Raw genomic sequence first — 14,471 nt, 5'->3', positions numbered from 1 at the left:
TTTTAAGATTGACTTTGGAACACCACCGCTTCGGCAGACTTCATCATCTGAAGTGCCAGTGTGCCGGCGGTTAACTGACCGTTGGGTGGCGGCGTTTTTAAACTGGTCATGGAGCGCTGCAGCGTTTGTACGAGGCCGTTAGGATCTTCCGGTGCAATGTTCAGCACATGGCTGCCCGGTGCGCGCATACAGTATTGTTGTTTTCCTGAGAGGTCGCGGACCTGCACGGTGCCCAGCTGTTGCCCCAGGGCGGTATCGCCGGCAACGATGTTCCTGATAACGGCATATCCTTCATCGTCCACGCCAAAGCAGAGCGTTTCCGCAGGCTCGCTGAGGGTAACGTTGTCGGGGACCCCGCTGAAGATGCATAACAATACATTGGGGGCGAGGTGGTCTGTCCGGATGATGTTAAGGGAGTTGTCGCTGGCATCCCGGGCACGTATAACCAGTGTGGGCCATGCCTTCACCATGTCGGACCTCAGCAGGAAGCCGCTCATCACGTCCGGGGGCTGTGTGTCGGCAGTCTGTCGCCCTGTTATCCGGGACCGTATCATACCCGCTTTCTGCTGTGCTGCGGCTCTGATTCCCGGCATCACGATGTCGTGCAGCAGCTGGTTTTTACCGGAGGTGATGCCGAAGCTCATGGCCCCGTCGATAGCGGCATTCAGCCAATTGAGATCTACATAAAAAAAACGCAGTGATTCGTTGGGGAGCATCCGCTCGTCTGCGATCAGCTTTCTGAATGGAACAGGATAGAGTAGTTTTACTTTTGCCAGCCAGTCAGACAACTCTCCGGAAATGTCCGCTGCCAGCTGTTGCAGGCGTTCCTGCACGTCTTTGCGCCCGAAGAATGTGCTCAGTTGCAGTTGAGGGTCCGGTGCAGCGGTTTTTGCCCTGGTTACCGTCGCACGTTTGCCAGGCATCTGTGAAGCGGTATTGCCGATGTCCTTTATCAGTTGCGGTGTCAATAAAGATCTTAGCCTTTCCTGCACGGTGGAGCGGGGATCTGTATCTGCTATCGCCTGTGACGTGAAATGCGGCGAGGTGGCGCGGTGCATCAGTTTGTCGGCGATAAGGTTCATTTGCTGCCGGAAGTCCGTTACTTTGCGCAGGAAGGCCGCATCGGCCAGCGCTATCTCCCTGCCGGTTTCCCAGGCAGCGGCCAGTGCAACGTCAAATATGCCGTGTGTTTTGTCAAATATCAGTGCTGCATCTGCTGTTGGGTAATGGGTGGTGGAGGGAGCCGGCAGCAACGGAGTCAATGGCCCGCGATACCAGGCAAAGGTGCTTTCGCCGCTGCGGGTCTGCCAGGGGAGCGGAACATAGCCGTCACTGATCCGCTGGCGTACGACCGCATTCATATTCGTGTTGGTGTTTGCGGGCACAGGTAGCCGGAGCCATAACAGTGACGGATCTACGGCATTGCCGTTTTTTTCCGAGTTGACCAGGTTCTCAGCCAGCATACGGAAGCTGTAGCCGTCTGCCTGTGATTGGAACGTCCAGCTGGCCAGGCTTAGCAATACTACGCCTGAATAGCTGCTGAGGTCAACCTTTGGGTGGAGGTATTCCTCCATGCCCTCCAGCGACACCAGGTGTACAATGTTCTTTAGCTGGGTTTGCTGGCTTTCGGGCGACAGGCAGAAGCGGTTAGCGGCCACCACGGAGAAGAGCCCGTGTTCATTGATGCCGCCGATAGCGCAGTTGTCGGTGTTGATCCTGCGGATATGGGAGAGATAGGACAGCTCGTCGAGCCCAGGCGCGATCTTCTGAAAAACATCAACACTCATACTGATTGTTTTACAGCTGCTTTTCGGGTCTATGTCATCTTCACGGGTAATTTTGGGCATTAATACGCCGCTCTGGCCCTGCTGAAATGCTGCTACGGTGGTCGTGGTGGATTTGTCGCCGGTATCGTCGCCGTCATTCAGCTCGGTTTCCTGGAATACCATAAGCGCCAGCCACGGCGTACCGGGTTTGTCCATACCTCTTTCCCAGGGAAGTCCCGCATCTTTCAGGACAATGTTGGGTAGCACTTCACTGTATTTACCGCTGCTGCCGGGAGCAGGGTACATACCTACTACCTGCGCTTTATCAATAAAGAACTGCGGGGCTGTTACGGTGAATTCCTGCACGGCGTCCACGCCATCGGTATCCAGCTGCGTACTGTCGTTGTATACCGGCTGCCGGACAGTTATGAAGTAATTGCCGGCTTCGATGGAGGGAATATAGTTGTCGAACAACTTAATGTCCCCCACAGGGATATCGTCATTCAGGTCTTTTATGTTTTTCATAATCAGTTGGATTGTTCCATTGGAATGTCAACAAATAAGCCGTTGGCGGTGGCGCCCATCTGTTGCATACTGTCATTGCTGCCGGTATAAAGGCCGTCCTGTTGCAGTTCTGCGTACAACGCGTTCCTGGCGGCCGTTAGCGTAGTCCCGATAGTGCTGATATCGGCGAGGGTAGTGTCGCTGGCGGACGGCGTATAGTCGTTGTTGTAAGCATGTGATTTGCTGAGCGGGTTCTGCGGATTATCGGTCTGGCAGATATATTCGTTCAGCAGCAATCGCATCTGCACGATACCGAAGGTGTAGCCGGGTTGAGGGGCTGGCGCTTCTACGGTATAGCCGGTGAGCTGACTGCCTACCGTATCAGCTGAGGGGGTGGAGGGTGCCTGTACAAACTGCCCGTTTTCTGTTATGGGTTGTCCCCATAAGGTAGCGGCTACATTCCCGTAGTTGGCGGTGAACGTCCAGCCGTCAACACTGATAGGATCGCCGCTGGCGCTGTTTTGCGTGATACATAGATTATGGACGGCGGTCGCAGTGGTAATATTCATCGGACGGATGCTGATGTTGGAAGCGCCGTTTACGCGTTGCCCGCTGTCATTGCCATAAGTCAGACTGGTGGCAGGGATCATGCTTTTGGTGGTGAACCTTAGCCTGCCTGACCGCAGGAACCAAACTTTCGTAGTGGGGTTGCCGGTAGTGTCACCGTTGTAGATAATCTGACCTGATACGGTGTCCTTTTCCAGCATATTGGTCAAACCGTCGTTGGCGATGATCGTACAGCGGTCTTCGGGCTTCGGTAACATTTCTTTGAATTCATCCCATACCAGTACCTGTTTGTTTTTGTCCTGGGCACCGTCAGAACCGATCCTGATTTTAAAGGTGACAAAGACAACATGCACCCTTACAATACCGCCGATCGGCGGTCCCCACATATCCACCGCGGCGCCTACGCTGGCGCTGAGCGTTTTATGGATAAACCACACTTTTACGGTGAGCGACACGCCGATTTCTTCCCATATGCTGGCGGTAAATGTCAATGGATGCCAGGTGACAAGGAAATTGGCGCCGGCGTCGAACCAGGCGCGCAGCGGACCTGACTGGAACTGTACCTGTAGTCGTCCGCCGGCCATGGCACAGGATGGCGTAAAGGCAAAGTAGGAGCTGCCTTTGATGGACACATCGCCAGATACCTGCCAGTTGAATCCCAGCCGGGCTACTTCAGGGTAATAATCAGGTGGTTTAAAGGCGGGATGGTAACCGCCGGCAGTCAGTACGAACTGACCGGCGTCGGGACTATCGCCGAACCACAGGTAGAATGCAAAGCCTCCGGTAAGATGACAGTCTTTGGTTAATACGAATGAATTACTGGTGAGGCTTGCGCCAATCTGCAGCGTGCCGTCTTCCGGTTTTAGTACTGCGGCCATCTGCAGTTCCACGAATACCAGTCTGTCTCCCTCCACCGCTTTCTGTGGTAAGGCCATCCAGGAGAGGCCCAGCAGCGAAAATTGTGTCTCCCGGCCTAATTCCGCTGTCAGCAGTAGTTTTCCGTTAATGATCTCAAATGAGTTGAATGCTACGCCCAGCGCCATCCAGTAGTCGCCGCTGCGCGGGCTGGCCCACTGCCGCTTCGTATTGTCAGTTCCCGGTATCTGTCCTTCCAGTACCTGCAGCGTATGCATGGCCACATCTTTCTTACTGCCCGTTGGCGGCGCATCGAGGGCCAGTAACGGAAAGTTCTGTACTTCATCAAAGGTGGGCAGCGCAAGCGTTCTGTTAAAGCCAAATCCTCCCATCAACCCGGAGACCATAAAGAAAGGCGGGCCGCCTGGCGGAAAATCGGCTTCCAGGAAGATGAAGAACGATGCTTCGCCATCGCTTAGCTGAGCATAAGAGCCCAGCGCAGCAAGTCCCAGTTGTTGTATTTTGACGATCAGCGCCCCGTCGAACTGAAGGGAAACACCCTGTGCAAGCTGACTGTCCGGTATGCGAATGAGTGCCCCGTCAATACTGAAAGATGCTGTTGTGAAATCGAAGCTGAGACCATTCAGGCTAAACGACGGTGTAAACGCACTGAGGGACGTGCCAATGCCCAGCCCGTCCAGGGCCGCATCAAACGGTCCGACCTTCATGGTTGCGTTGATATTGCAATAGATGACCTGGTCCTTGTAGCTCAGGGAGAGAGAATCAACGTACAGCGGCCCGAGGTTTTTCCCGATCTGGATGGTATAGGCGGTATTTCCGGAACTGATATCCGCTTCACTGGTAGCAAGGTAAAAGCTGTTCATGACCGCTTTGAAATCGGCGGAGTAGGCGAGCACAGGGAGGGTGACAGGAGTATCTTTTCCTCTCAGCTCCAGGTCAAAATAGAAGGAAATACCAGGTGGAATGTTGGGCGGCAGGCCGGTAAACTTAATCCCTTGCGGCGCCTTGGAGGTGATGATCAGATACCCTTTTTTCAATGTCAGGTCTCCGGTCAGCTTACCGCCTACCAGCGGGATATGGGCGCCGATATCAAATGCAGGGTTAAGGTCAAACCCGGCCATGGCCACAAACTGCCACTGGTTATTGCTTTTCTGGCCAACGAGCTGGAAATCTCCCATGGTGCCGTTATAATCAAGCGAGCCGGTAATGGTAAGCGTGTCAACTGAAGGCGTGTTGTATTGGATGGATATTGCCGATAGTGTGATTTCCGGCAATATGGTCAGATCGATGTTGATATCGGAAAAAATACTGGCCAGCAGGTCGGTAAGGGGAATGTCTTTGGCGGAACCGGTGAAAACGATTTCATTGTTGTTTAGCTGAAGATCCGCGTTCAGAAAAGTCTCACCGACAATGGTATCGGCCTTCAACTCATAGGAGGTGCTGCCATTGTGTGTTATCAGCAGGGAGAATTGTGTACTGAGCATTACATCGAACAGGTGCATGTCCAGCGTGCCATAACAGGCACAGGTATACGAATTTCCGCCGGGGTCTGCCTCCAGGGAGAAATCGGAGAAGGTAAGCTCCGCCAGTTCCTGCGGAAAGGTAATTCCCGGATCCAGTTCCTGTATGAGGTCGGTGAAAGAAACGGTATCAGGGTAAGCTGCGGTGATCGTATCGATATTCCAGGTGCTGCCGGTATTGGTATTATCGCTGGTGCTGATGTCAATAGTGCCGATAAAGTTGCCCTTAAATGTCTGCAACGGAATTTTCGCCTCTATCAGCATGTGTACATAGGCGGCTGCCTGGCCGCCCGGGTTGTCCAGGGTGAAGTTGAGCTGGAAGCCGCTGAGCGTAAATAATCCCAGTCCCAGGCTGCTGTCCGAATAGGCCCTGAATGTAATGCCCCGAACATTGAATCCGCCGGAAAAAGAAAGTGAAAGGATCACGTCAAAGGTGATGCTTCCAAATGCGCCGCTGAGTGCGGCCGGGACAAAGTTTTCAAAATGCCAGGAAGATCCTATCAGCGCCTGTGCAATACTGCAGGAGCTCAGCTGGGCCAAGGTAGTGCCGGCACTGCTGAGCGGCGTACAGTCTACTTCGATCATCAGCGAAGAGGTATTGTCCAGCAGAAACAGCAGGTTGAACATAGGATCGGTGGCCCACAGTCCCGTAATGATGTCCTGTGCCGCCCCGTCAGGGTCGGTAATTTCAATTTTCAGCTGCAGGTTGCTGAGTTTAAATTTATTTGTCAGCGGAAGTTGGGAGAGGAGCGGTACCAGTAACGTCGTGGCCGGATAAGCGGTAGTGTTGTTTTTAAAGTCGGCAGTACCGCTCAGCGGCAGGTTGCCGGAGGGGACGGAGCCGAGTATGGCAGCCAGTTTAGGTATTTTACTGACGTCAGTGAGGCAGGAAAAGTTCAGGCCTGCAGACAATGGGATACTCCTATTGGCGTTGACCTGGTAATCGCTTTGTGACGTGGTCGTGTAAACGAAATAACCGTCCGATACGGGAAGCAGTGTAAAGGGCGGCAGGCTGAGGTCCGGGAAGGAACTGGTCCATTGCCAGGAGGAAGGTAACGCCAGATTGAGAATAAAGTCTATCGTCTGTGCCGCTCCCACCGTGAAAATCAACTCCTTTACGGGGAGGCTGTTCTGATTTAACAGATCTGCCTGCCCGGCGGTAATGGTGACGGCGCTGTTTTGGGCATCGGGGATGTCTCCTGCCCGGAGGTTTTTGATCGTGATATATCGGGTAGGAGCCATACCAAGCACGCCCTGTATGGTGGCCACCTGTGCATCGCTGAGGTAGGCGGTATTCAGCACCACCTGCCCGGCGGCTGAAGCGTCTGCCCTGAGTTTACTGATCAGTTCAGAGATATCCATTGTTGGTTATTTAGCGGGAAGCGATGATAACGGTACCATCAGTTATGCATTCATTAGTTGAACATCATATTTACCTTTGAAGATAAAAACGATCTGCAGTAGCTTGGAAGTAAGATCAGTCCGTGTTGTTATACTGTTTTCATTGGACATATATTTCAGCTGAATTTGTTCCGAAGCTTTCATGCGGGCTATTTCGATCGGGTCGCCCTTCAGGGATTTTTTATTTGACTGCAGTAGTTTCCTGAGAGTGGAGTTGCCGTTGACAGGTATAGGATCTACGCCGTCAATTAAATTGTATATCCCGTTTTTCAGCTTTTGAAGTTGTTTGTTCGCTGCTGCCTTGCTGTCACAGCCTTTATAGATAAGACATTCATAGAACGCCTTGCACTTGTCTTTCCCCAGGAAGTAGGAGATACTGACATCTTCGCCGGAGCAGATGAAGTAGGGGCTGAAGTTGATAGTGTTACCGACGAATTGTTTGATATTCCACAATACCGCCTGTTGAAGGAAATCCGGGCCCATGAAATTTGTTGGCGGGGTATAAACCGACGTTTTTCTGATATCCCGGAGACTTTTCTCTGTCTGGTATATCGCCTGTCCGGTACCTCCCAGCGCCCAGCAGCCGGGGGTGCTGTTCATTTTGGCTTCAAAAAAACTGAACTCATGGAGGCGTGCAATGTAGAGTACATTGTCATCTATTAACCAGGCCATTGATGCGCCGATATTGCTGAAGAAGTTCACTGCAGCATAGCGGCTGGCGCCGAAACCCAGCATAGGCTTGTACTCCGTCCCCAGTTCATACCCTATCACGGTAATACCGGTATCCTTAAGGTCGGTGACGTAGGTTTGATATTCGTTTTGTTGAACAAAAATGTAGAATCCTCTCTGGTCGGCATCTTCAGCAGTAAGCCGATAGGGGAAATAAACGGGGATCTTATCGCCGTTAGCAATGGGGGTAAGGTCATCGATACCGGCAAAGCGTTGGTTGTTCCCCAGTATGCTTCGGCCTGTTGCGTACATTTTTTTGATCCAGGCGCTTCTTCCCGATGAAACAATGCCCAGTGGCGGTTTCCTGCCAGCTGCTTTTTCTGTTTGCTGTATCTGCTGCATTTTTTTGGCCCGGAACTTCAGCAGGTATATATTCCTGTTGTCATCTTTAAGAATATTTATCCGGTCGGTAGCGATTTTTTTGATAGTGTCCTTGTCGGCATTAACATCGATCTTAAGGTTATCATGGTCCAGCGGGCGGTATTTTTGGTAGATGTTCCCCTGAGGGTTGTAGCCGGTGTTTATTTGTGCTTCAATGGCCATAGTCATGGATTTGAGGGTACGCGAGTTTTAACAGCTATCGTTCTAACCAGTGAGGGAGTCTGGCTAATGCGGTTCTGATGGATATCGTTGCTGATTGGTCCGGAATGGATAGTGATATTCCGTGTATCAGGATTTCATAGGTGGAAGTGATAGTTAGGACCGTTGATTAAAAATATCGTCGTCTTGTAAGCGAACTTCGTTAATTATTTCATTTTAACAAAAAAAAGTTTGGGAGTAGCGCGCTGCTTCTATGCTGGTCGCGTTCTCCGGGCTGACGATGGCAGGTATACACGTTAATGCACCGGGAAGACTGCAGCTTCCCGGTGTTGTATTGCATTAAATAACGTGGTCGTCAGAGCGGGCAGGCAAAAATCCGGTAATTGACAGCGGAAGTGAAGACAGATGTAGCGCTGTAGTAGTAAGACCAGGTCCTGCAGCCGGTGGTACAGGAAGGGTTGACATTTGATTGAAGCCATATGTCCCTGCAGTAGTCGCTTGCCGACAGCATGTAATAGGCGGGCCCGGTCATCCGCGTGGCGATCCCGGAGGCATAGTCGAGCTGGTAACTGTAAGGATACATAAACGCTGCGTCGTCCGGATGAATAGCGTTGCCTCTCCAGTAGCCGGGGTAGTACGTGTAAGTCCGTGTGACGGCATTGCCTTTCGGGTTGTGTTTGTCGCTTTGGGCGCCGGATGTGAAGCGGGTGGCTGTGATACCCGCGGCAACGAGCGCAATAAACAGCAGTATTCTTTTCATGTGATACGGGATTTAAGGTGAATGGTGAATATAGCGATAAGTACCGCGGGTGTAATGCCGGCGGCCATTCGGTAATGTTGTATGCCGTATGCCGTATGCTCCTTCCGGCTTTTTCTGTCGGCCGCTAGGATTATTTTGGAGTAAAATCTATATTTGAAAGATATATATGGACTAAAATAATATATGAGCATTGCAAAATAGCGAGATACATAGTGAACAGGATTTGATGGTAAGCATACAAGACGGCGACACAGCGGCATTTGACGAGCTTTTCCTGGCAATGTATCCGGCGCTTTGCCTGCTGTCAAACAGGATCGTAGGCGATGAATCTGCGGCAAAGGATATTGTGTCCGAGGTTTTTCTTCAGTTATGGAAAACGAGGGAATTCTTGCATGAAGTAAAAAGCGTCAACGCCTATTTGTACGTAGCCACCCGTAACCGCTCCCTGAACCACCTGAAAAAACTGAAGCGCAACGAAAAGAAAGTACAGTTGGCCTACGAAAGGCAGCTGGAAGAGAAGACGTATGAAGATATCCTGCAGGATGTTTTTAACGCCGAAGTCGTTCGTATGCTGCATGAAGCTATTTTAACGCTGCCTCCAGAATGCACCAAAGTGGTGCAGTTAAACATAGAAGGGCTCAGTACCAACGAAATAGCCCTGCAACTTGGCATTTCCCCTTCGGCGGTCAGCCATCAGAAAGCCAGGGCTATAAGATTGCTGCGGGGAAAAATTGTTCCCGGCATGGCGCTTATCTGCCTGCTCCTGGCGGATTAATCCCTCATTTTACCCTTTTTTTAAAAAAATAGCATGATGGAAGTCAAATCCGTCCTGCTACTGTTGTCATATAACAAACAGACATCGCACGATGATAAATGATCCCGATATACCGGATGATGAATGGCTTGCCCTGCTGAGGGCAGCAAAGCTGGCGGCTTATGAAAAACTGGACCAGCTGCCGGCAGCAGAAAGGGAGGAGCTCGAGAAGTGGCTGGAGCAAAAGGCACAACACCACGACTGGCGGGCTTCGCTGAACAATGGAGAAGACCTTGCAGCGCTGCAGAAGGAGTATGCCAACTTTAAAGCAGCGGCGGCTGAAGCGCTGGAGAGCTTTCACCAGCAACGCCTGCAGCTGCCCGAAACAGCCGGACCTGTCTCCCGTATTTCATTCCTGCGCCGTTCCTGGACGCGTTACGCGGCAGCCGTACTGCTGCTGGCGGCGGGCGCCTGGTACTTTTGGCCGGCGGAAAATACCACACCGGCTGCAACACCGGTGGCAAAGGAAACCCAACAGGTGATGCCGGGACAGGATGGCGCAGTGCTTACGCTGGCGGATGGTTCCACCATCCTGCTGGATTCAGTTGGTAACGGGATCGTCGGCCACCAGGGCGGCGCGGAACTGTCGGTGAAGGACGGCCAGCTCGCGTATAAAAAGGCAGGTCAAACTGTTGCGGAAGAAACCTTTAATACCCTTGCCACGCCCAGGGGCCGGCAATTCAGGATAGTGCTGCCGGATGGTACCGCTGCCTGGTTAAATGCAGCCAGCTCCATTCGCTTCCCCACACAGTTTACGCAGGACGTCCGCCGGGTGGAGATTACCGGGGAAGTTTACTTTGAAGCCGCTTCCATGAAAAAAGAAGGCAAAGCCGTTCCTTTCGTGGTGAATGCCGGTAACAGGTTCGAGGTAACGGTGATGGGCACCCATTTTAACGTGAACGCCTATCCGGATGAACCGTCCCTGAATACCACGCTGCTGGAGGGTAAGGTGGCGGTTACCATGAACGGGCGCGGGGGAAAGCAACAGGTCATATTAAAGCCCGGTGACCAGGCGTCGCTCACGATGCGTGGCGACGTGGTTGAAAAAGTGCAGGTGAGGCCCGGTGACATTGCAAAAGTGATGGCCTGGAAAAATGGTGTTTTTGATTTTGAAGACGCCAGGATCGACGAGGTAATGCGCCAGTTGAAAAGATGGTACGATATCGATGTTAAATATGAGTCTGGCGTACCTGACATAGAATTTGTCGGAAAAATGACGCGGGATATACCGCTGAGCGGATTGTTGATTGCACTGGAAAAATCGAATGTTCATTTTCGTCTTGAAGGGCGAACGCTGATTGTCATGCCCTGATACCGCTAAAATAAAAAGCCGGAAACGATTGGCCTCGTTCCCGGCGGTATTTTAGTTGATTGATAAAAGGTCTCGCGAACCGTTTTTATTCACAACCAAAACTAGATCACAAGTTATGCAAAAAACTGCTTATGGCGGCCTGTCTTTCCCTGCGCTGCGGGGAAGCAGGCTCCCGGCACAAATTTCAAAAGTAATGAGGCTGCTACCTGTGTTTTTGATCACGGCCCTTGTTTCCGTGAAAGCGGCTGTTTCTGCCCAGTCTGTCACGCTTTCCGGCAAAAATCTCTCACTGAAAAAAGTGTTTTCAGTCATCGAAAAACAAACAGGGTACGTACTGTTTAGCAACAAGGAATTGCTTTCGGGATCGGGAACGGTCTCCCTGTCTGTCGTCGATGCTCCCTTAAAAAAGGTACTGGACCTGGTGCTGAAAGATCAGGACCTGGATTATGTGCTGCAGGGCAAAACCATTATCCTGTCAGGAAAACCTGCGACGGCTCCCGCGCCTGCGCCATTTTCCCCTGCGGCGGCCACGGTGATCACCGGCCGGGTGACCGACATGGAAGGCGTTGCGTTGCCCGGCGTGAGCATCCATGTGAAAGAAACGCAGAAAGGCATAGCCACCACGGCTGATGGAAGTTTTTCGGTGGCCGTCAACGAAGGAAATACCCTCCGGTTTACCTACGTAGGCTTCACTCCCCGCGAAATAACGGTGACCGCAGATATGCTCAAAGAAGGACGGCCCGCACTCATCGTAAAACTCAGCCGGGCATCCACCAAACTCGATGAGGTGGCTGTTACCATCAATACCGGTTACCAGTCCATCTCCCGCGAAAGGATGACAGGCGCCTATTCCTCCCTGCAGACAAAACGACTGGAAGGCAAACTGCAACCCAGCCTGCTGACCATGCTGGAAGGACAAGCTGCCGGTGTCGCCATTACCAAAGAAGGTAAGGTGGAAGTGCGCGGACGCTCCACTTTCCTGGCCAACGGGGAACCGCTGGTGGTGGTCGACGGTTTTCCGGCGCCCGGTGGGTTGGAAACGGTCAACATCGACAACATAGAAACCATCACCGTATTGAAAGACGCGGTAGCTGCTTCCATTTATGGCGCCCGTTCTTCCAACGGCGTCATCGTTATCACTACCAAAACGGCCAGGACCGGAAGGTTGCAGATAAGCTACAAAGGCAGCACCGGCATGACGCTCCGTCCCCAATTATCTTATCTCAACAAATCCAGCGCCGCAGATTTTGTGGACGCGGAAGTGGACTACTATAACAGCGATGCCGCCAATATGCTCTGGGAATATGAATCATCCACCTTCTATGGCCGCGTAACGCAATTAATGGTGATGAAGGAGCAGGGACTGCTTTCAGAAGCGGAAGTAAATGCGGAACTCGCACATCTCAAAAAAAATAATACCCAGGACCAGCTGGAGCGGCATTTCTTCCGGAAAAGTTTAACCCAGCAACATAATATCGCCATCGCCGCCGGTACGGAGAAATTCGCTACCAACGCGGCTGTCCGCTATATCGCCAATCAGGGCAATATGAAAGGTAACAGCAACGACCGGCTGATCCTCGACCTCAAGAACGACTGGCGGCCAGGGAAACGGGTAACCGTTAAAATGTTTTCCAATATCAATTTCAATAACAGCAAAACACCAATGGACGCGGCGGATATGCTGGATTACACCAATTGGAAAATCATGAAGCCTTACTACAATATTGTGGACGAGCAGGGGAATCCGCAGGATATTCCAGCGGTAAGGCCCGATCTCATTGACCGTTATATTGAATATGGCGGCCTTAAATCCATGGAATACAATCCGCTGAATGACCTCGGAATGTCCACTACCAGTAATCAGGCGTTTCAGGCAAGATTGGGAGGCAGCATCGCTGTAAACATCCTCGATGGCCTGAGTGCCGAAGTAGGCGGTTCATGGACAAGGGGCAGCGGCATCTTGCGCAACCTGCGCAATGCCAATTCTTTCTTTGTGCGCTCGCTTTATAATGCCGCTTCGTCGGTGTCCAATCCCGGCAAACACTACCTGCCGGAAGGCGCCATCCTGAATGAAACCCGCAGTCAGAGCGAAGCCTATACTTTCAGGGCACAGGCCAACTATGGAAAGACTTTCAATAAAGTTCACCGCATTTCCGTTATCGCCGGCAGCGAAGTGAATAAAGACCTGATAGACAACAACGCCGCACCCAGCAGGGTAGGGTATAACGAACAGGCCGGAACATTCGCTACGTTCAATTACCTGGATTTTAACAGCTTCGCCTATAACACGGATTTCCTCTTCCCCGATGGCATGAACCCTGTCAGCAACGGGTCCTATTCCCTGCGCGACAACCGCTTCTTTTCCGTATACGCCAACGGTTCCTATGAGTACAACAATCGTTTTATCCTGAGTGGCAGCGCCCGTATCGATCAGGGCAACCTGTTCGGCACCAATCCGAAGTACCGCTATAAACCCAACTGGTCTGTTGGCGGTACCTACAAACTCGGACAGGAAAAATTCTTTAACGTCTCCTGGATAGATAAACTGGACATCCGCGGTTCCTATGGTATCAACGGAAATATCTCTTTCACACAGGGGCCTTTTCTGTTGATTACGCCAGGGGCCTTTTCCACATCCACAGGAGCCATTCCCTATACCATCGCTTCCCTGCCGGACAATAACCTGCGCTGGGAGCGTACCCTCATCACCAATATCGGAACGGATATACGTTTGATGGGAGGACGGCTCAACATGACCATCGATTATTATAACAAAATGAGCAAAGACCTGCTGGCGCCCGACTTTATCGACCCTACCTACGGCAGGTTCATGATTACCAGGAATGCCGGGTCGGCGAGGAACACCGGCATCGAACTCTCCCTGGAATCGGATGTGATGAAAACAAAACACTTTGGCTGGAACGTCTTCTTTAACGGCAGCTACAACAAGAGCAAGGTATTGCAGTTCAACTATAACTATCTCAATCCCAATTACCTGACCTTCAGCTATTCCAATACGATGCTGGGAAGCAACGGCGGGGCAGTACTGAGAACAGGTTATCCGCTCGATGCCATTTTCGCGTACCAGTATGCCGGACTGGACAACACAGGTACTCCTCAGTACTACTCCGACGGGAAAGAAAAAATATACGGCAACGAATTGGCCGTGAAAGACATGGTGTATGCAGGAACAGCCCGGCCCAAATTCATCCTGAGCCTCACCAATACTTTCAGTTACAAACGTTTTGACCTCTCCTTTATGATGATCGCCCAAATGGGGGCCGTGTTCCGCAGAGATGCGTTCAACGGTGACAACATCGATCATAAGGAAGTTGCCCTGCGCTGGCGTAAACCGGGAGATGAAAATCATACCATCTATCCCAAGCTGGCCGCTTTCAGCACAGATGCCTGGTATTTCCCCTATACGGAAGTGATGATTGAAAAATCAGACTTCCTGAAACTCCGGGACCTCACCCTGTCCTATAAACTTGACAATAAAGTATGGGGCAACACCGGGCTTAATGGTGCGAGGATATATTTCCAGAGCCGCAACCTCTGGACTTTAACGGCCAACAAGGTAGGGGTAGACCCCGAAACAATTGAGCAGTCCGTGAATATGACCATCAAAAGGACATTGCCGCTGAGGCCCGAATTCTATATCGGATTTTCTGTAAACCTGTAA

General features: G+C 51.7%; 7 protein-coding genes. 3 read left to right on the top strand and 4 right to left on the bottom strand.

Translation table 11 applies throughout. From position 1 onward, the window contains the following. Positions 1-2: 2 nt before the first annotated feature. From HF324_RS17865 to HF324_RS17850, 4 genes are all read right to left on the bottom strand, one after another. Positions 3-2,291: a hypothetical protein gene (locus HF324_RS17865; RefSeq protein ID WP_168860403.1), complete on the bottom strand. Its 2,289-nt coding sequence runs from the start codon at positions 2,289-2,291 to the stop codon at positions 3-5. 2 nt (positions 2,292-2,293) lie between these two features. Next, complete coding sequence (locus HF324_RS17860) at positions 2,294-6,595, bottom strand: DUF6603 domain-containing protein (RefSeq protein WP_168860402.1); 4,302 nt, start codon at positions 6,593-6,595, stop codon at positions 2,294-2,296. 42 nt (positions 6,596-6,637) lie between these two features. After that, entirely contained in the window at positions 6,638-7,906 is a 1,269-nt protein-coding gene (locus HF324_RS17855; RefSeq protein ID WP_168860401.1) for a hypothetical protein, read from the bottom strand. A gap of 352 nt (positions 7,907-8,258) precedes the next feature. Next, positions 8,259-8,663, bottom strand: coding sequence for a hypothetical protein (locus tag HF324_RS17850; protein ID WP_168803770.1), 405 nt, complete (start codon positions 8,661-8,663; stop codon positions 8,259-8,261). Positions 8,664-8,889: 226 nt separating this feature from the next. Here HF324_RS17850 and HF324_RS17845 point away from each other — a divergent pair, with 226 nt between their 5' ends. From HF324_RS17845 to HF324_RS17835, 3 genes are all read left to right on the top strand, one after another. Next, the gene (locus tag HF324_RS17845) at positions 8,890-9,438 is read left to right on the top strand and encodes an RNA polymerase sigma-70 factor (protein ID WP_168803769.1); all 549 of its coding nucleotides are present in this window, start codon (positions 8,890-8,892) and stop codon (positions 9,436-9,438) included. Positions 9,439-9,529: 91 nt separating this feature from the next. Further along, complete coding sequence (locus HF324_RS17840; protein WP_168860400.1) at positions 9,530-10,789, top strand: FecR family protein; 1,260 nt, start codon at positions 9,530-9,532, stop codon at positions 10,787-10,789. A 115-nt stretch (positions 10,790-10,904) separates the two neighbouring features. Continuing rightward, positions 10,905-14,471 (top strand): SusC/RagA family TonB-linked outer membrane protein, encoded by a 3,567-nt coding sequence (locus HF324_RS17835; RefSeq protein WP_168860399.1) that lies wholly within the window; start codon positions 10,905-10,907, stop codon positions 14,469-14,471.

The sequence above is a fragment of the Chitinophaga oryzae genome, assembly GCF_012516375.2.
GTDB classification, from domain to species: Bacteria; Bacteroidota; Bacteroidia; order Chitinophagales; family Chitinophagaceae; genus Chitinophaga; species Chitinophaga oryzae.
Note: the sequence above shows the minus strand (reverse complement) of the source record. Positions and strands in the feature narration are given on the sequence as shown.

Coding starts and splice junctions, on each gene's coding strand:
- HF324_RS17865 (WP_168860403.1), bottom strand. CDS start 2,291: ATGAAAAACATAAAAGACCTGAATGACGATATCCCTGTGGGGGACATT.
- HF324_RS17860 (WP_168860402.1), bottom strand. CDS start 6,595: ATGGATATCTCTGAACTGATCAGTAAACTCAGGGCAGACGCTTCAGCC.
- HF324_RS17855 (WP_168860401.1), bottom strand. CDS start 7,906: ATGGCCATTGAAGCACAAATAAACACCGGCTACAACCCTCAGGGGAAC.
- HF324_RS17850 (WP_168803770.1), bottom strand. CDS start 8,663: ATGAAAAGAATACTGCTGTTTATTGCGCTCGTTGCCGCGGGTATCACA.
- HF324_RS17845 (WP_168803769.1), top strand. CDS start 8,890: ATGGTAAGCATACAAGACGGCGACACAGCGGCATTTGACGAGCTTTTC.
- HF324_RS17840 (WP_168860400.1), top strand. CDS start 9,530: ATGATAAATGATCCCGATATACCGGATGATGAATGGCTTGCCCTGCTG.
- HF324_RS17835 (WP_168860399.1), top strand. CDS start 10,905: ATGCAAAAAACTGCTTATGGCGGCCTGTCTTTCCCTGCGCTGCGGGGA.